The following is an 18,045-nucleotide window of genomic DNA, read 5'->3' on the forward strand; positions in this document are numbered from 1 at the left end:
CTGACTATCTAAAGTTAACCAGATAATGACAGCGATTACAACTTCAATCCGGTTCATCACATGCCTAATTCACTTAACTTTTAAGTTTTTTTATGCTAAAAAAACCACCACTTCGTATATAATAAGACTTATACACACACTTAAGGGAGTCAAATACTATGAAATCAGTTAAGAATATTATGAGTTGGGTGTTACCAGTCCTAATTGGGTTGGGCTTAGCACTGCTGATTCGACAATTTTGGTTCACGATGGTTCGCGTCGACGGGAGTTCCATGCAACCTAATCTGCAAAACAACGAACGGGTGATTGCCTTTAAAACGAGCCAAGTTAAGGCTGGCGCTGTCGTCGTCTTCAATGCCTACGGACTCGGGGATGATGCCACTAAAAACACTGTTTACGTCAAGCGGGTCATTGGGATGCCTGGCGATACTATTCGTTATTCCAGTACGGGGAAACTTTATGTCAATAACAAGTTGGTCAAACAAACCTATTTAAAGAATACCTATCAACAAACCACAGGCTCCTTTATGGCTAACAAACACAGCCAAGTGACCGGCTGGACCTTAACTAGCTTGAGCCATGATCAAGGCTGGCAGAAGCCTGTCACGACCAATAAAGTCCCCAAAGGTTATTATTTCGTCTTAGGCGATCACCGCAGCGTCTCTAGTGACAGTCGTTACTGGGGGCTCGTTCCTAAGAACAAGATGATTGGGGTCGTCAAGGCTTGGCCTTGGCAGAATCGGCGTCAATATATTAATAGTTATCAACCGTAAAGAATAAACGTGGGGCAACTTTGATGCCCACTACCAAATAATCGCAACAAGAAGTTGATGTTATGACTTCTTGCTGCGATTATTTTTTTGGTTTATTTTGTAAAGATTTACGTTCCGGACTAACCCAAGTTCCCGAACCAAAGCCTAGAATCGTTTTTAGGGCTGGAATAAAGGTCGTCACAACCGTAATCGGATTAATCGCCCAGTAGAACAGCATGTAGAGGGGCGCAAAAATCAAATATTTCAATTTAGCGCCACGATGATCTAATAATAATGCCGCAATCAACTGCATAAAACCCGCAAACAGTTCAAACGTCACGAAAATAAACGACATCATGATTCCATGAAACACCCGTTCAAAATTGCCCGTAACTAAGAAATACCCCATTAGCAGAATAAATAGGACGGTGGTGATCAAAAAGAAAAATGACCAGACAATCGACAAAGTTGAATCAACAAACATTGAAATCTGATACCGCCGTTGAATTGGATGAAACAAAAACTTTTTAATGTTCGTTAACCAGACTTCAGTGCCCCCCTGCGCCCAGCGTTTACGTTGTTTATAGAGATCATGAATCGTTTCTGGAACGTTCATATGGAAGACAATGTTTGGGGCAAAGCGCGGCACGGCGCCGACCATCTGATGGTCCCAAGCAATACTAATATCTTCAGTCGCACGGTTTTGCCGAAAGCCCCCAACATCAATCAAAAAACTCTTTTTATACAACGTATTAGCACCACTGTAGGCATACATGGAATCGTTCACCGATGTTTGGCTACGCTTAATAACGCCCACAATACTCGAAAATTCCACCGTTTGCGATTTTCCTAATAATTTTGTTCGATTTTGAACATCCATATTGGCCGTTACGGCCGACGTATTCATATCACGGTCATGCACAAAGAAGTTCATATACTTCATGAGCGCATCCTTTTCAGGAATCGTATCCGCATCATTACTTAAAATATAATCGCCCTTGGCAAAATACATGCCAATATTAAAAGCATGGGCCTTCCCTTTATTCTTAACGATTTCAACGGTTCGTAACCGGGTATATTTAGCTTGGAGGCGTTGAATAATGGCGCCCGTTTGGTCAGTTGAACCATCATTCATCACTAAAACTTCAAAATTTTGATAGTTCAATTCTTCAAATAAATAAGTAATAGTTTCTTCAATCATGACTTCTTCATTGTGCGCCGGAATCATAATCGTAATCATCGGTTGTACCGCTACTGGAATCGGCGTCCAATTATCATCCCGTTTATTCGTCTTTAGATATCGGTACGACAACGCCCCTGCAAACCAAAAAAAAGACCCCACTACGGGATATAAGCATAAAATCAATAAACAAATATTTAAAATAGTTTGACCCAGGGAGGCTTCAAAAATATGATCAATAAATAGATTGAACATGCCGGACCGACCTCCCTTAATCTAAATCATTAATATCTTGGTCATCATACAAAGCCTGAATCTGATTGGTATCCAGATTTTGTTCCGGTTTAACTTGATAATAACGTGTTTTTTCACGTGATTCAGCGTCACCAAAACGCTCATCCATAAAAGCGGCCAAGGCTTTTTTTCGCTTGTTTTGATTAATTGGATTAAAGGTAGGCCATTGTTCAACCACCCGATTACGCTTCCGATTTTGAATAATCGTCATACTAACGGCAAACAACGCGGTTAATACAAACGAGAATAGCAATAAAATCCCAATAAACTTGATCTCAAAAATACCCTCTTGGTAGGACCAGATTTGGGGAATCCGCCGGTCATATGTCGACCAAAATGAAATAATCGTAATGGTGATGGGAATAATGACCGCCGCCCAGCCGATTAAAGCAACCAAGGTTTGCCAAATTTTTAGGCCCCAATGGCCCTTTTCAAAATAAGCATCGGTATATAGTTGTTGGCGGGCAGCTTCGGTCTGCTTCGTTGATTTTGTTTGTTGCATCAGATACATCTACCTCACGATGACGTTTTAGTGGCCTTCGGATTAATCGGTCGGCCGAACAAATACCCTTGCCGGATATCAATCTTTAATTGCTCCGCTAACTTTTCGTCCGCTTCATCTTCAATCCCCATTAAGATGAGATCGATTTGATTATCTTTAGATAATTTGTTCCAAAACTGTAAGTTAAGGTCCAGCCAGACCGAGGGATCGTCTTTTCGAAAACTACGCATCGAACACTTCAACGAATCCACATCTTTTAATAACCACTCAATACTTTTCAAGTTACTCAGACTGGACCCCACGTTATCAATGCCAAATGACATCCCGTACTGCCGAGCTTCATGAACCCGCCGGCGCAGCAAGGACTTATTAATCCGTTGTGGTTGAAATTGCGGTGTATATTCAATCGCTAACTTCATCGGATCAATCTTAGAAATCGCCCAGCGGACAAAATAATGAAATTCTGGACTTATAATCTGATCGTATTCTAAATTAATGGACAGCGTGATTGGTTCCGTCGGCAACGCCTGAAAGGTATCATCTAATAAAAAAATGACCCGTTGTAAGGGTAATGAATCTAATTTTTTCGGTAACGACCACGACCCATCTGGATCATGTTGCCGTAACAAACATTCATAACCAGAAACATTTCCATGATAATCGACTTGTTTTTGAATGAAATAGCGCAACTCAATCTCATCATTTTCTAGATAATTATTAGAACTCTTACGTGAATACCAATAGTAAACAATGATAGTCACCACAAAAATAATCGCCATCATTAGCGTGATCCATAACAAATATTGTTCTAGTCGCGCTAATGCCATTTCATCAGTCCCTATCGGTTACTAATCATTAGTAGTTAAGCCTGCCAACAATTCATATCAGACTAAAGTATAGGCTTTAGATTAATCCATTTCAACCTAATCGACTCCTATCAGTTAAATCATTATTTATGCTGTTATTACTTATGCATAAAAAAAGCGTTTGGCAGTCGCCCAAACGCTTCACACCATTATTATCAGTTGGTACGCCGGTCTTTCACCCAGAAATAGCCACACACAATCGGACTAAGTGGCACTAGGATTAAGGCCATCAAAATGTTCTTAAAAAAATTAATGAAATCATCCATAAAGTCGCTCTTAGCCTCAACTTGAGGCGTTAGTGCGGTCGGTACCGGCTTAGGTTTCGTCCGCTTAGTGGTAATTGACCACGGCCGCCCTGAATCCTGAATGATTTGATCCTCATCAGGCCGCGTTTCCGGCATCGCTTTAGGGGTCTTCCGCCACACTTTAAAGACCTTCACCCAACGATACTTTACAATTGGAAATAAGATTAACGCACAAATAATGCTATAAATCACTAATGGATTAAATTCCAGCACAATTCGACTGACTTCTTGACGTGCGGTCCCCACCATGATGATGAAAACGGCAATGGCGCCTAAAAACCAACTACTTATTAAATTACCGGCTCGCCACATTGCTAACGCCTACTTTCTTAATCAGTTACGACACACTTTGCCACGGTGATACCCGCAAGAAATAAATTTTGTGGGTTATCCACAGCACAAGTGTGCCCGCCCGTTGATAACTTTTTGCATGCAAGCTACGATTGCCGGCGGTTCGCTCGCCGCTGGAAACCATTTCCCCAACACACATACGGTGCAATCACCGCAATAATCACTAACGTATAGTCCACCACTGTTAAGTTCGCTGCCGCCACAATTACGACATATGCTAAGAAGATGGTCCACAACACGGGGGCAATCCCGCCAACCCAAAAATAACGACTTGCTGAAAATACGAATTCTTCTAAAATAACTAACACAATGGCAATGCCACCTAAGGTTAATAAGTTCAAGACGCTGACCTCCACCTGTTGATAACTTATTTATTGAGTTGTTGTAACATATCCACAAAACGCCCAGTCTGACAGTTATCCACATCGTCATCCGCATAGTAAATAATCATTTTTTGACGTTGTTCCGCCGTTAAATTGGCTTGTGACCCAAAATAAACCAGATAGACTGCTGGGGTTGGGGCTTGAAAGGTCTGCCCATAATCAGTATCCAAGGTCACCGTATACTTCGATCCTAATTGTTCACTTAAAGCGGTAATAAAGGCTTGCATCGCCTTTGGAGCCACCGTCGTTTGACCGGCAACTACACTCGTTACAACATATACTTGCATCTTTAAAGACTCCTATTTTAATAAATTTAATGGGTTACTTTTAACTTTAATACTTATCCACAGGCGACTCAACTCGCCAAAGTTATCCACTGGGGATAACTAATTAGCGGCTAATGTGAATTGATCCCCAACTTGTGACAAGATTGTCACCGCACTATTGGCCAACCGTTGCGCAGTTGGCTGAACTTCTGTTGTTTGCGCTAAGAACGTCCGTAACGCAAAACTATCAATGATCACTAATGCACTGCCGTGGTTGGGGGTAGCGGCGGTCACTTGATCCAAGCCGGCTTTATAACGTTGCCAGAATTCTAAGCCGTTTTCGGCTAACCCATCGGCATCATGGTCATGAATCAAATTCTGAATTTCAGTTGGCGTCTGGTCAGCCTCAAAAGCTTCCACACTAGGATAACCTAACTTAGTCGCAAAGCCAGACCACACGGCAGATTGTTCAAACCCTTCAAAGCCACCATAAAATGGCGATCGTAACGCCGCTTTTAATTGTAACTTAGGGGCAGCTGACTGCGCAGCCAAGATAGCTTGACCAGTTTGGGCGCCACGGCTCGTATCACTTGCAAACGCGGTATCAAATTTTACCGTTTTTAAATGTTGCCCAACGGTCTGACTGGTTTGTTGCCCAGCGGTAGTTAACGGCGTCCCGCTCCAACCTTGAAAACGATCAAGTTGGTTAAAATAAGTGGTGCCGGTGACGACCAGGTATAAAGTGATATTTTTCATATGCGGACCTCTTCCGTTAGTTTTATATTTCTCAATAATAGCATAAAAACGGGGCGCCTGGCTGGCTTCCCCGCTTTTTTAAACCTAGTTTTAAAGTTGACTATCGGACAACTAGTACTGAAATCGGCGCATGCTTCGCCATATAGGCCGCTTGCGAACCGAAATATTTACGCACACCCTGTTTTGAGATTGAGCCAATCACCAACAAATCTGGTTTAAGGGCTGGAATAATATCCTTGACGATGGTTTCGCCAGGATCACCTTCATCAACGACCGTGTTAACATCGGCCACCCCAAATTGACGGGCTAACTTCTCGTACTGTAACACATGGTGCTCCAAGTCGGCCCGCTGACCATGAATAAAATCTTTACTCATCGCTTCATAAACATTCATGTTATCTTGTTCCAAAATTGAAACAATGGTTAACTTTGCACCATCTGTTTTAGCCCGATTAATCGCATAGCGAAAGGCTAATTGGGCATCATCTGAATCATCAACGCCCACTAAAATATGTTTAAATTCTTTAGGACTCATTTCTGACATGGTAATCCCCCATTTTGTAAGCTTACTTAGCCGCTGGTTTATTTTCTTTTAAAATACGGGCTGGGTTCCCCACGACAACCACGTTATCTGGAAATGAATGGGTAACCACTGCGCCTGCACCAACAACCACGTTATTGCCTAACGTTACACCTGGCAAGACCATGGCACTACCACCGATCCACACATCATTACCAATGGTAATTGGTGCGGTTCGTTCAGCTTCGGTCCGACGTACCGTTGGATCTAACGGATGAACTGGGGTATACAACCCGACTTTCGGTCCAAACTTACAATCATTCCCAATCTTAACGACCCCTTCATCACAAATCGTCACACCATGGTTCGCATAAAAATGGTTTCCAATTGTGATGTTCACACCGTAACTAAATTCAAATGTGGGTTCAACGAAAAAGCGATCTCCCACTGAACGTAAAAGCTTGCGCATTCCATCATTGCGTTGGTCATTATCAGCAAGCTGGTTATAGGTCATAATTTGGGTCCGAACAAAATTCCGTCGGGCTAATAAGAGTGGTGATTCTAGATACAGTTCACCGTTGATCATTTTTTGATACGCTGGATCATTATCGATTTCCATGCTGAACTTCCTTTAATATTAAGATACATTAAGCATACCACACTGACCGAACTTGCTGTATGTTAACCCGCAGACTTCGCTCATTTGACCCCGGCTAATCAAGATTAATAACCAACTTACCAACATTTTCTCCAGCTTGCAATTGTTGTAATGCCGTCGCAGCCGCTGAAAATGGTTGTACCGTATCAATCATGGGGGCTAACTTACCGGCCACAACGAGCTGACCAACATCATGCGCCATCACCGCCAAATCATGAATTTGTAACCCATCTTTTGACCGGTAAACCCCACCTAAGCTGGACCGAATTAATGACAGCGCCCGGTCATCTAGCTCAACCTGTTCTGGATACCCGTCACCAATAGCAACAATCTGACCATTATAAGCCATCCGTTCAGTATCCGCAGCGAGTTCAGCACCACCGATTGTATTCAGACTGATATCCACACCACGGCCTTGCGTTGCTTCTAAAACAGCCGCCGTGACGGACGTTTGCTGATAATCAATCACCGTATCCGCACCGATTTGGTCAACTAGTGCTCGTTTTCGCGCTGAAACCGTTGTAATGGTTTGTAAGCCTAATAGCTTTGCCAATTGTAACGCCGCCAAGCCAACGGCACCTCCGCCCGCATGAATCAAGACGCTGTGTGCCGTCTTTAAGTTCACTTTTCGATATAACGCTTGATAGGCCGTTAAGTTGGCACATAAAATGGCCGCACCTTGAACATAGCTTAACTCCGCTGGCAAATGCGCCACACTTGTACTGAGCGTCACCGTATACGCGGCCAAACTCCCATTTCGCCGTAAATCGCCATGATAAAAGACCCGGTCACCGACTGCAAAACCCGTTACCGCTGACCCAACTGCGCTAACGTCTCCAGCCACGTCAATCCCAATCACATGGGGATACTGCCAATTGGCACCACCACCGGTGACGACTTTATAATCGACTGGATTTAATCCAACGGCGTGCACTTTAACCTGTAGCTCATCAGGTGCTGGCATTGGCTTTGCGACGGTTGCTATCTTTAAATCAGTTAACTTTTTTTCATTTGAAATTGTGACCACCCATGCTTGCAAATAATCGTCCTCCCTATTCATCTACCTGAACAAAATGCGTATTGCCTAAACCGCCACCAACCTGCATGACACTGCCACCATGACGGAGTTTGCCCAAATTAACTGGCCGAAAATTCAATGGCCGCACTAAGGCCGCAAATTCTTTTTTAGCTGCAACATCGTCCCCGGCATAGAATAGCACGCGGCGACCGCCCGCTGCTACCTGACCTGTCATAAATTCAGGCGGTAACGTGTTGAATGCCTTAATCACCCGGGCATTGTTAGCGGCCGCCGCCAATACTTCGCTGCCGGTTAACGGTGCCGTCTTAATTCTTTTGAAGTCAGCCGTGAATTGATTCGTCACATCGACCACGATCCGTTGGTGATAATCCGCCACTTGTGCTAAGACCCCTGGTGCTTGTTCAAATGGCACCGCAATAATGACTAGCGGCGCCTGCAAAGCGGTTGCGACAGTGACAAATTGCACATTGGCTGGGAAGTCCTTGCGCCGAGCTGCCAAGCTTGCCGGTCCTTGCCGCCGACTTAACTTAATTTGATGCGCCTGTTGTGCAAAAGTTTGTGCTAACACCGTACCGACTGTGCCAGCCCCAATAATCCCAATTTCCATTATCATCACCCACCGTTTTCATCGTTTAATTTCATTTTAGTGGAAGGTTGATTTTTATGGAAGTTTCATGCTTCATTTTGGACACAAAAAAACGTGGGACAACAGTTAACTTGTCCCACGTACGACCTAATTATTTAGCTTGATACGCCATAATCCCTGCTTGCAAGCGCTGTAAGCCATCCATTAATTCACTCGTCGGACAGGCTAAATTCAACCGTAAAAAGTGGTTGCCATCGCCACGATACACATCCCCGGCCGATAAAAATAACCCCGTCTGTTGGCGAATAAACGTCGCTAACTCGGTGGCATCGGTCGCTAGCTGACTAATATCCAACCAAATTAAGTAAGTGGCCTGCGCCTCAATAACCGTAATTGTTGGGATATTCGCTGCAATAAAAGTCTGTAACGTCCGTTGATTAGCCGCTATCTTGGTCCGCAATGCGGCCAGCCAAGCATGCCCCTCTTGATAAGCAGCTATGCTACCCGGAATCGCAAATGAATTGGGCTCAGCGAGTTCATCATTGTTGATGCCTCGGCTCACACGGTCCCGGATCGTCTCATCTGGAATCACCAAGGTCGCCGCATGCAAGGCCGCCACATTGAACGTCTTGCTAGGTGAAATACAACTGATACTATTGGCCGCAACCGGTGCCGTTAGTGACGCTACCGGCGTATATTGGGCGCCATTCAAGGTTAAGTCACAATGAATTTCATCCGCCAATAATAAAACATGATACTTTAAACAGAGTTCGCCAATGCGTTGCAGTGTCGCCCGTGACCAGACAATACCAATCGGATTATGTGGGTTGCACACAATCATCATCGTTGTCAAAGGATCGGCAAGTTTTTGGGCTAAGTCGTCAAAGTCAATTTGATACTGCCCAGCGCGATTTTGTAAATCACTAGAAACCGAATGACGACCGTTATTTTCAATCGAATGATAAAAAATATTATATACGGGCGCTTGTACCAGAATGTTATCGCCAACCGCCGTCATTTTCCGCACAATTGATGAAATCGCTGGCACAACACCAGTACAAAATAATAGCCAAGCGGTTGGCAACTGAAAGTGATGTTCTTGCCCCCACCAATTGGCGACTGCCGTATAATACGCTGCTGGAATCTCTTCATAACCAAAAATGCCAAATGCTGCTCTTTTTTTCAATGCCGCCGTAATGGCCGGCGCAGTTTTAAAGTCCATATCCGCAATCCACATCGGTAATTCATTGGGCTTAACGTGCCACTTAGCCGAATTAGTCTGCCGGCGATCAATCACCGTTTCAAAGTCAAATGGCATGGGGATCACGACTTTCCGTTGTCACGCTAATCACCGTTTGATGGGGATCAATCGCGGGATCATCCATAATGATTTTTGTGATAGCTGGCGCCTGAATCCGGCCACTGATTGGATTTTTAACACTATCAATCGTTGAGACAATCTCAGCATCAATCTGACGACAGTATTCAAAGGCTAAATCCGTATTTAATAATGTACAGTTTTCCATTTTAAGCCCATCAATGTAACAGAGGCCTTGGTCACTTTCAATCGTACAATTAACCAAGCGCACGTTTTTAGAATTCCACCCAAGATACTCACCAATGATTTTAGAATCATAAACAGTAACATTTTCACAATTCCACAAAGCATCTTTCGTCATCAAAGTGGCGTGATGAATTTCTAAATTTTTGGCGCCATCAAAGGCGTAGTTGCCAACTAAGTCGAGCCCGTCTATTTTGATGTTTTCACTATTCATCCCAAAATAATCACCGGCGGCCTGAACTGAAGTCATCTCAATATCACGACAGTTCCATAAAGTTTCCTCCGCGTGTGAAAAATGGACGTGATCTAACTTAATTTGACTAGCACGCCGGAATAATTTGGGTGCTTGTAAGGTACTGTTAGTCACCGTAATGTCATCGGTATACCAAATCCCAGAACGTCCCATTTCTTTAAAAATCGAGTTATCCACCTTGACATGCTGGCTGTACCACAATGGATATTTCCATTCAAAGATTGACTGCACTAACTCGATCCGTTGACTTTCTTTGAGTGGCGATTCGCCCGCTGCAAAAGTACTGTTTTCAATGTGTAAATCATGCGCCTTGAACAATGCGCGTTCACCCGTTAATCGTTGTTGTTTGATTGTTTTCATTTTATTAAAAATGCCCCTTTTCCAATCGACATTTGGTTATGTCTATTGATTAGTCTACTAGCTTACAGTGGGACTAAGGCAAGGGGTTTGTCTAAAAAAAATTAAAAAGCGGTTGAAACTGAGATTTTCATCGCAGCTTCAACCGCTTCATTTAACGATTACAGACGTAATCATCGAATTAAGCAAGATACTTTACTTAATTTTCACTTTCAGCTTAATTTTATGTGGCACCGTTGTGTCAAATGACCGTAAGAGCGCCAGTCCTAAATTAAAGCCACTCAAAACTAGCATTAAACCGGCCGTCACAATTGTTAGTTTTCGTTGCATCCATTTCACCCCAGTTAATTTTGTCTCTAGCTTAACATGGTTTTAATCCGTATGCGCTGAATTTTGTAATTGAATCATATCGTAATAATACCCGTGTTGCGCCAACAAGTCGTCATTCGTCCCACGTTCTACGATTTTACCCTGATTCAATACCAGAATTAAGTCGGCCTTTTGAATCGTCGATAATCGGTGCGCAATGGCAATCGTGGTCCGATTTGCTTGAATCCGATTGAGACCAGTTTGAATCATCGCTTCTGTCTCGGTATCCACGTTGGCGGTCGCCTCATCCAGAATCAAGATTTTTGGATCCGTCACGATTGTCCGTGCAAATGAAATTAATTGTCGCTGACCAGAAGAATAACTGGCGCCACGTTCAATCACCCGCGACTGGTAGGTCTTGGGTAACTCATCAATAAAGTCATCGGCTTTAACAAACTTAGCCGCCGCCTGAACCTGCTCATCCGAAATCTGTTCGTCAAACATCCGGATATTAGAGTTAATATCGCCATAAAACATAAAGGGTTCCTGTAAAACAAGCCCCATTTTTTGCCGTAATTCTTGGGCGGGATACTCACGAATATCACGGTCATCAATTAAGACTTCACCGGCTTGAAACTCATAAAAACGCATCAAGACATTAATCGTCGATGTTTTGCCACTCCCGGTCTGTCCAACTAACGCAACAGTTTGGCCTGGTTCGGCAACAAAAGAAACATCGTTTAAGACTGGATTAACGCCATCATAGGCAAAAGTCACGTGTCGAAATTCAATCTTACCCTGCGTGATTTTTGCGGTCGGGTCGGCTTGTTGGGCCGGGGCAACGGTCGGATCATCCATCACCCGTAAAACACGTGACCCAGCGACAACCCCATCTTGAAAGTCAGATAGATTATCCATCATTTGCGTCATTGGATTATAGAAGTTATCTAAATACGTAATAAACGCATACACGACCCCGGCGGCCACGTAACCATTCAAGCCACGGACCCCAAAGAAGCCTAAAATCATGACCGTACCAAGCGCGTAAAATAGGTTAATAATCGGACTAAGTAACAATGAATTGGTACGAATCATCGCTTGCCGCGTCTTAAAGTACGCATCATTTGTCTGATCAAATTCACCGTTAATGCGGTGTTCTTGCCGAAATTGTTGAATCACACTGACGCCAGTAATGGCTTCACTTAGCTTAGTATTTAATTCGCTTAATCGTTCCCGCATGCGCCGATACACCCGTGAACTATACCGTTGATAATACCAGATGGTTACTGCCAAAAACGGCATAAAGACGAGTAACCATAACGCAATTTCATGGTCCGTAAAATACATGGCTAAAAATGATGAAATCACGGCAAAAAAAGCGGTAAATAACGTATTAAACAACGCCCAGAAATTGGAAAAAGACATCGTATCATTCGTTAAGCGGGACAGAATTGAGCCGCCGGGAACTTGATCAAAATACCGCATACCCATGCGGTGCAGTTTCTTAAACATCTGCCGCCGAACATTTTCCAGCATGTATTCCGCACCCATCGTACTCGTATAATTCTGGAAAAATTGCATGATGGCTCGCATCAACATCCCAAAGAAGTATAACCCGGCAAAATACCACATGATTGGTAAGGTAGCGTGTCCGACCCGCAGGTAGCGGTCAATAAACAGTTGTAACACTTTTGGCAAGTAGATATTAACTAAACTAATTAACCCGGACATCACAATCGTAATGACGAAATACCACTTAAATGGTTTGGCATACGCAAAGAGTCGCCGAATCACCGTCAATTGTTCTTTAACCGGCATACTACGTGCCCAAACTGATTGATGTTGTGACATTATTGCACCGCCCCTTCCACTTTTGTTTCAAGCTGTTGGCGATCAAACATCGCACGATACCATCCATGCTGCGCCATAAGCTCGGCATGCGTACCACGTTCCGTAACTTGACCAGCTGACATGACGATAATTTCGTCGGCATTCATGACGGAGCTTAAGCGGTGCGCTGCAATAATTGTCGTTTTATCCGCCCGTTCGGCTTTTAAATTCGCTAAAATTTCGGCTTCAGTTTCAGCGTCCACGGCCGATAACGCATCATCTAAAATCAATAATTCTGGATTAATCAATAACGCTCGCGCAATTGCCAATCGTTGCCGTTGACCACCAGATAGTGAAATACCTTCTTCACCAACTTGCGTGTCATAACCAGCGGCCATCCCGGCAATCTGACCACTTAAATCACTTTTAGCCGCGACCGCTTCAACAGTCGCTTGACTCACTTTAGGATCAGCGAACCGAATATTTTCCCGAATCGTATTCGAAAATAGAAAGCTATCTTGTGGCACGTAGCCAATCGCTGGCAAATAGCTATCCAAAGCATAGTCTTTAATGTCATGACCACCATAACTAATCTGACCGGCATAATTATCAAATTCACGCAAAATCAAGCGCATAATCGTTGATTTACCGGCACCAACACGGCCAACAATCCCTAAGGTTTGGCCCGCTTTTAAATCAAAATGAACTTCTTTTAAGCTAGTCCCATCATCATTAGGATAATTAAATTGATTAATTTGATAATGTAAATCACCACTTGGCCGTTGCTGCAGCCCGTCTTGACGGTCCACAATTGCACTAGTCTGATTTAACAATTCCATGACCCGATCATAAGAAGCATTGCCACGCTCCATCGTATTAAACAGCATGCCAACTGCAAACATCGGCCATACCATCATCCCTAAATACGTGATAAATGACACCAAATTACCAATCGTAATCACCTGATTAGTCACATACAAGCCGCCTAGAACAATCGTGGCTGCATATGACACCGCAATAATTAACGTAATCGCCGGATCAAATAAGGAATCTAAAAAGTTCACGTGTCGATTAATTTTAATGGTTCGATCAACCTGCTGATCAAAGTCTGCCACGTCCGCTTTTTCTTGGCCCAACGCCTTAATCACTTTAATCCCACTAATACTTTCTTGGGCTTTATTGTTTAAGCGTGAAAAAGCCGCCTGGGAATCACGAAACGCCACATGAATCTTACGACCCAAGTACCGTGAGACCACCGCCAACAATGGGAATGGAACCACCGCAATCACGGTCAATCGCCAATCAATCAAGGTCATCATTGCGATTAAAGTGGTCCCACCGGTAATAATGGAATCTGCGAACTGCAAAATACCACCACCGGCGACTCGTTCAACCGCCGTTAAATCATTGGTGGCGTGCGCCATCAAGTCTCCCGTTCGATACTGTTGATAAAAGGTCGCGTCCATCTTCATAAAATGACTAAACAACCGTTCTCGCAAAGTACGCTCTAAGCCAGCGGCACCACCCCAAATTGCGTTGCGCCATAAATAACGTGTTAAATACTGGCCAACCGCTGCGACGGCAATAATCGCTAAATAGCTGGTTAGTGAGCGAGCGGTTAACGTATGCTGATTAATCCCATCCACCACATTCCCAATAATTCGTGGGGGACGACCCCAATAATAGCAGTTAAAATCAGACCAATGACGCCTGCGAGATAAAGCTTCCATTCACGCCGAAAATACCACCCTAATTTTAGAAAAATACTCAATTTTGCACCTCCAACTAATGAAATTAAAATTTAATGAAACAATCATTAATATTACCACATTCGGTGATTAGACGACCTAATGTTGTTCGAACTTGCGGGGATTGGCTCAAGTCGATTAAACAGAAAAAGCGGCGATAACCAACCTTAACCTGTTGATTATCGCCGCTTTTTAATTTTCTGACACCTATTTACCAGCTTTCATCTGGATTGGTGCCGTTGTTGGTTCTTGGAGATTGCGCTTTTTAAGTAGGACCATTGACCCCCAAAGAAGGACCAAGGCACCAATTGTAAAGCTTAGTAACATGATAATTGAGGAGACATAGGTACTGCTGCCCCAACCACCGGTAATTGATTGCCGGAATGCTAAGATGGAATAAGTCAATGGAAGATATGGATGAATCGCATTGAAGAACGAGTTCGTGATTTCCATTGGGAACGTCCCACCAGAACCACCTAGTTGCAACATTAGCAAGACCATCGCTAAGAAACGCCCAGGATTATCCAACAGCATCGACAAGAACATGACGATAAACATTGAGGCTAACGCAATCATAATTGCCGTGGTAAAGTAACCCACCATACTAATTGGTTTTAACCCCACAATTAACAACGCAATACATTCGATAATCGCCATTAAGACGGCCACTGGTGCGCCGACTGCAATTTTACTAAAGAACCATTGCGTCGCAGTCCCATCATCATCCGCAATCCGTCGAATTGGATAAGCAAAATTAAAGACAATCGCACCAACATAAAGCGCTAATGACAAGACATATGGTGCTAAGGCATGACCATAATTAGGGACATAACTATAATTAGAATGCGTCAATTTCGATGGCGTCGCAAACATTTGCGCGTTTGCACTCTTCAACGGTGTTGCATTAACCGTATCGGCGCCACTTTGTAAGGATTCCGCCAAGGTCGCATTACCCTTTTTAATCTTTTTAGTGCCGCTTAATAATTTAGGTGAATTCGTATCCAATTGATCAGCACCATCAGCTAATTGTTGCACGCCGTCAGTCAATTGGCCGGTACTCCCTTGTAAAGTCTGTAGCCCAGTATTTAATTGACTTGCCCCAGTATCCAATTGTTGGACGCCAGAAACTAAAGTTGGAACTTGGGTATTGAGCGTGTTTAAGCCGGCCGTCACCTGACTAGACCCGCCAAACAATTGCGCAACACCACTCACTAACACCGGAACTTGACTGTTCAAAGTGGTTAGCCCACCCGTGACTTGATCAGAACCAGCAGTGACTTGATTAGAGCCGGCAAATAATTGTGCAACACCCGCAACTAACGTTGGCACTTGGGTATTAAGTTGCGCATTACCAGCAGCAATTTGGCTGGCACCGCTGTTCAAGGCAGCTGAATTAGACGCCACCGTCTGGGCACCTGTGCTTAACTGACTAATTGCGCCAGTCAAGGCAGGAACAGCCCCATTAACGGCTGTCAAGCCATAGTTCAATCGACCGGCACCCGTGTTAAGTGCTGCATTTTGGGCCGTCAAAGTTTGGGTGCCCACCGTTACCTTATTGGCGCCACTTGCTAAGCCATCAATCCCGCTCGTTAATGCGGGAACTTGACTGCTCAATTCCGTCATGCCGGCATTTAACTTATCGGCACTCTGCTGAAGCACGGTTAGGTAACTTGTAATTTGACTAGAGCCTTGGCCTAAGGTATCGACTGTTTTCGTCACACCATCTAATTCTGAGACTAACGTATTAACCCCATCTTCGAGCGTTTTAAACTCAGTCACTAAACTAGCTGATTGACTAGACGCAGTCTGTTGTAATTTAGTCATATTGGCCGTCAAAGCCTGCGCTGCTTGTGTATTTGTCGCTGATTTAGTTGTTGTCGTCGTTGATTTCACACTTGCTAAGCTGGTTTCTAGTGCTTTAACTTGGTCATCAGTTAAATGTTGTGACGTTTTCAATGCTTCAATCTTGGCATTAATTTGTTGGGTCACATCATTATCCTGACTAGTAATCGTCGTGGCTGTTAATTGATCGACATTGGCTTGCATATCATGCATAACCGTCGCCATCGCCGTCGAATTCGTAGGTTGTGAACCGGCCGCTGATTGTTGCTCGACTTGCGCCAAGGCTTTAGCCATCTGACTCATGCTAGTCTGTAAATCCTGAATTTTTTGCTTGTTTATCTCACTTGTACTAGTACTGGTAGCATAGAGCTGATTCAACCCGTTACTAATATCCTTAATACCACCGATACCCGAACTTATACCAGCTGTCCCCTTAGCCAGCGTTTTAGCCTGGGTGGGTAAACTACTTGTTTTTGTTTGTAAGCTAGCTAACCCATCACTGACTTGTTTGGCACCATCACTAGCATCCGATACCCCGTTAGTATAGGTCGTTAAGCCATTTGCTAAGGTTTTCGAACCATCATTTAATGTTTTCACGGTCGTCGATAGTTCCCCGGTTTGGCTATTTAACGTCCGGAGACCTGATGACACTTGATAGACACCATCCGTATAACTAACCAAGTTAACGGCTAGCGCCTGTGACCCATCGGCTAAGGTCACAACGCCATCCGCCAACGTCCCCGTCTTACTATTTAACGTCTGGAGACCGTCAGTCACTTGTTTAGACCCACTCGTGACTTGACTGGAACCACTCGCTAGCTTGGTAACGCCACTCGCTAAAGTCCCCGTCTTACCATTTAACGTTTGTAACCCCGTCGTGACTTGTCCAGAACCATCCGCTAACTTGGTTACACCACTCGCTAAGGCACCGGTACTATCATTTAACGTATCGAGGCCCGTTTGTAAGGCACTGCCACCATTGGCTAACTTGGCAATGCCAGCCGGTAATTGCTGCACCTTGGTGTTAAGTTCCGTCGTGCCATCCTTTAAAGTATGCACACCGGTGGTATACGTCGTCAGCCCGGATTGGAGTTCGACCCCACCGTTCTTTAGTTGCGTCGCCCCATCGGCTGCTTGGCTGAAACCCTCACCGGCCGTTTTCACTTGTTTAAACATTGCTAAGGCATAAGCTTTTGTCACGGCCGCACGGACATTTTGATTCAGTTGGGTGGCCCCAGCATCACTAATCACTTTAGCAATGTAATTCAACGACGCGTTAGTCGCATAATGCAGCTTCATGGTTTGGGGCTGCTTACTAGTTACCGTCGTTGCATGTTGTGAAAAATTAGCCGGAATGGTCACGACCGTATAATATTTGTGCGTTGCTAACCCGTTTTTCGCCTTTTTGGCTGAAACAAAGTGCCAACCAAGTTGGTCATTTTTCTTTAGATTAGTCACTAACTGCTCACCAACCGCAAAACGCTTGCCTTGGTAGTTAACAGCTTTATCTTGATTAACCACTGCCACTGGTAACTTCTTAGTATCCCCATAAGGATCCCAAACTGAAGTTAAAAAAAACACACTGTATAAAAATGGAATTAAAATCATGACTGCAACTGAAATCCATAGAATCTTGTTATGACGAATTGATCGCCATTCCCCGCTAATCATTTTCAAAACATCGAGC

General features: G+C 44.0%; 17 protein-coding genes and 1 pseudogene. 1 reads left to right on the forward strand and 17 read right to left on the reverse strand.

Annotation, left to right across the window (positions count from 1 at the left end):
* The first annotated feature begins 158 nt into the window (after positions 1 to 158).
* A complete protein-coding gene (lepB, locus tag C5Z26_RS05975; protein WP_105449067.1) occupies positions 159 to 773 on the forward strand; it encodes a signal peptidase I in 615 nt (204 codons plus the stop codon).
* 79 nt (positions 774 to 852) lie between these two features.
* Here lepB and C5Z26_RS05980 read toward each other — a convergent pair whose 3' ends face one another.
* From C5Z26_RS05980 to C5Z26_RS06055, 17 genes and pseudogenes are all read right to left on the reverse strand, one after another.
* Positions 853 to 2,187 (reverse strand): glycosyltransferase family 2 protein, encoded by a 1,335-nt coding sequence (locus C5Z26_RS05980; RefSeq protein WP_105449068.1) that lies wholly within the window; start codon positions 2,185 to 2,187, stop codon positions 853 to 855.
* Positions 2,188 to 2,203: 16 nt separating this feature from the next.
* Positions 2,204 to 2,728, reverse strand: coding sequence for a hypothetical protein (locus C5Z26_RS05985; protein WP_105449069.1), 525 nt, complete (start codon positions 2,726 to 2,728; stop codon positions 2,204 to 2,206).
* 14 nt (positions 2,729 to 2,742) lie between these two features.
* Positions 2,743 to 3,555 carry an EAL domain-containing protein gene (locus C5Z26_RS05990; protein WP_105449070.1) on the reverse strand — a complete coding sequence of 271 codons (813 nt, stop codon included), beginning with the start codon at positions 3,553 to 3,555 and terminating at the stop codon, positions 2,743 to 2,745.
* Between the two features lie 194 nt (positions 3,556 to 3,749).
* Positions 3,750 to 4,211: a hypothetical protein gene (locus C5Z26_RS05995; RefSeq protein WP_105449071.1), complete on the reverse strand. Its 462-nt coding sequence runs from the start codon at positions 4,209 to 4,211 to the stop codon at positions 3,750 to 3,752.
* A 125-nt stretch (positions 4,212 to 4,336) separates the two neighbouring features.
* Positions 4,337 to 4,591, reverse strand: coding sequence for a hypothetical protein (locus tag C5Z26_RS06000; RefSeq protein ID WP_105449072.1), 255 nt, complete (start codon positions 4,589 to 4,591; stop codon positions 4,337 to 4,339).
* A gap of 26 nt (positions 4,592 to 4,617) precedes the next feature.
* Positions 4,618 to 4,920, reverse strand: coding sequence for a hypothetical protein (locus C5Z26_RS06005; RefSeq protein WP_105449073.1), 303 nt, complete (start codon positions 4,918 to 4,920; stop codon positions 4,618 to 4,620).
* A gap of 99 nt (positions 4,921 to 5,019) precedes the next feature.
* On the reverse strand, positions 5,020 to 5,655 hold the full coding sequence (locus C5Z26_RS06010) for a histidine phosphatase family protein (RefSeq protein ID WP_105449074.1): 636 nt from the start codon (positions 5,653 to 5,655) through the stop codon (positions 5,020 to 5,022).
* A gap of 100 nt (positions 5,656 to 5,755) precedes the next feature.
* Positions 5,756 to 6,199, reverse strand: coding sequence for a universal stress protein (locus C5Z26_RS06015; protein ID WP_105449075.1), 444 nt, complete (start codon positions 6,197 to 6,199; stop codon positions 5,756 to 5,758).
* 22 nt (positions 6,200 to 6,221) lie between these two features.
* The gene (locus tag C5Z26_RS06020; RefSeq protein WP_105449076.1) at positions 6,222 to 6,794 is read right to left on the reverse strand and encodes a sugar O-acetyltransferase; all 573 of its coding nucleotides are present in this window, start codon (positions 6,792 to 6,794) and stop codon (positions 6,222 to 6,224) included.
* A gap of 94 nt (positions 6,795 to 6,888) precedes the next feature.
* A complete protein-coding gene (locus C5Z26_RS06025) occupies positions 6,889 to 7,872 on the reverse strand; it encodes a zinc-binding dehydrogenase (protein WP_158682808.1) in 984 nt (327 codons plus the stop codon).
* Between the two features lie 13 nt (positions 7,873 to 7,885).
* Entirely contained in the window at positions 7,886 to 8,479 is a 594-nt protein-coding gene (locus C5Z26_RS06030; RefSeq protein ID WP_105449078.1) for an NADPH-dependent F420 reductase, read from the reverse strand.
* A gap of 130 nt (positions 8,480 to 8,609) precedes the next feature.
* Positions 8,610 to 9,776 (reverse strand): MalY/PatB family protein, encoded by a 1,167-nt coding sequence (locus C5Z26_RS06035; RefSeq protein ID WP_105449079.1) that lies wholly within the window; start codon positions 9,774 to 9,776, stop codon positions 8,610 to 8,612.
* Positions 9,766 to 10,632: a DUF3737 family protein gene (locus tag C5Z26_RS06040; protein ID WP_105449080.1), complete on the reverse strand. Its 867-nt coding sequence runs from the start codon at positions 10,630 to 10,632 to the stop codon at positions 9,766 to 9,768. Before C5Z26_RS06040 ends, C5Z26_RS06035 begins: the two co-directional genes overlap by 11 nt.
* 192 nt (positions 10,633 to 10,824) lie before the next feature.
* Positions 10,825 to 10,959 carry a hypothetical protein gene (locus C5Z26_RS12720; RefSeq protein WP_255414946.1) on the reverse strand — a complete coding sequence of 45 codons (135 nt, stop codon included), beginning with the start codon at positions 10,957 to 10,959 and terminating at the stop codon, positions 10,825 to 10,827.
* A 42-nt stretch (positions 10,960 to 11,001) separates the two neighbouring features.
* Positions 11,002 to 12,789 carry an ABC transporter ATP-binding protein gene (locus C5Z26_RS06045; RefSeq protein ID WP_105449081.1) on the reverse strand — a complete coding sequence of 596 codons (1,788 nt, stop codon included), beginning with the start codon at positions 12,787 to 12,789 and terminating at the stop codon, positions 11,002 to 11,004.
* A pseudogene (locus C5Z26_RS06050) lies at positions 12,789 to 14,539 on the reverse strand (ABC transporter ATP-binding protein). The gene C5Z26_RS06045 and the pseudogene C5Z26_RS06050 overlap by 1 nt, the downstream one beginning before the upstream one ends.
* A gap of 184 nt (positions 14,540 to 14,723) precedes the next feature.
* Positions 14,724 to 18,029: a YhgE/Pip domain-containing protein gene (locus C5Z26_RS06055; RefSeq protein WP_105450144.1), complete on the reverse strand. Its 3,306-nt coding sequence runs from the start codon at positions 18,027 to 18,029 to the stop codon at positions 14,724 to 14,726.
* Positions 18,030 to 18,045 lie beyond the last annotated feature (16 nt).

This window comes from Lactobacillus sp. CBA3606 (assembly GCF_002970935.1).
Classification (GTDB): Bacteria; Bacillota; Bacilli; order Lactobacillales; family Lactobacillaceae; genus Lactiplantibacillus.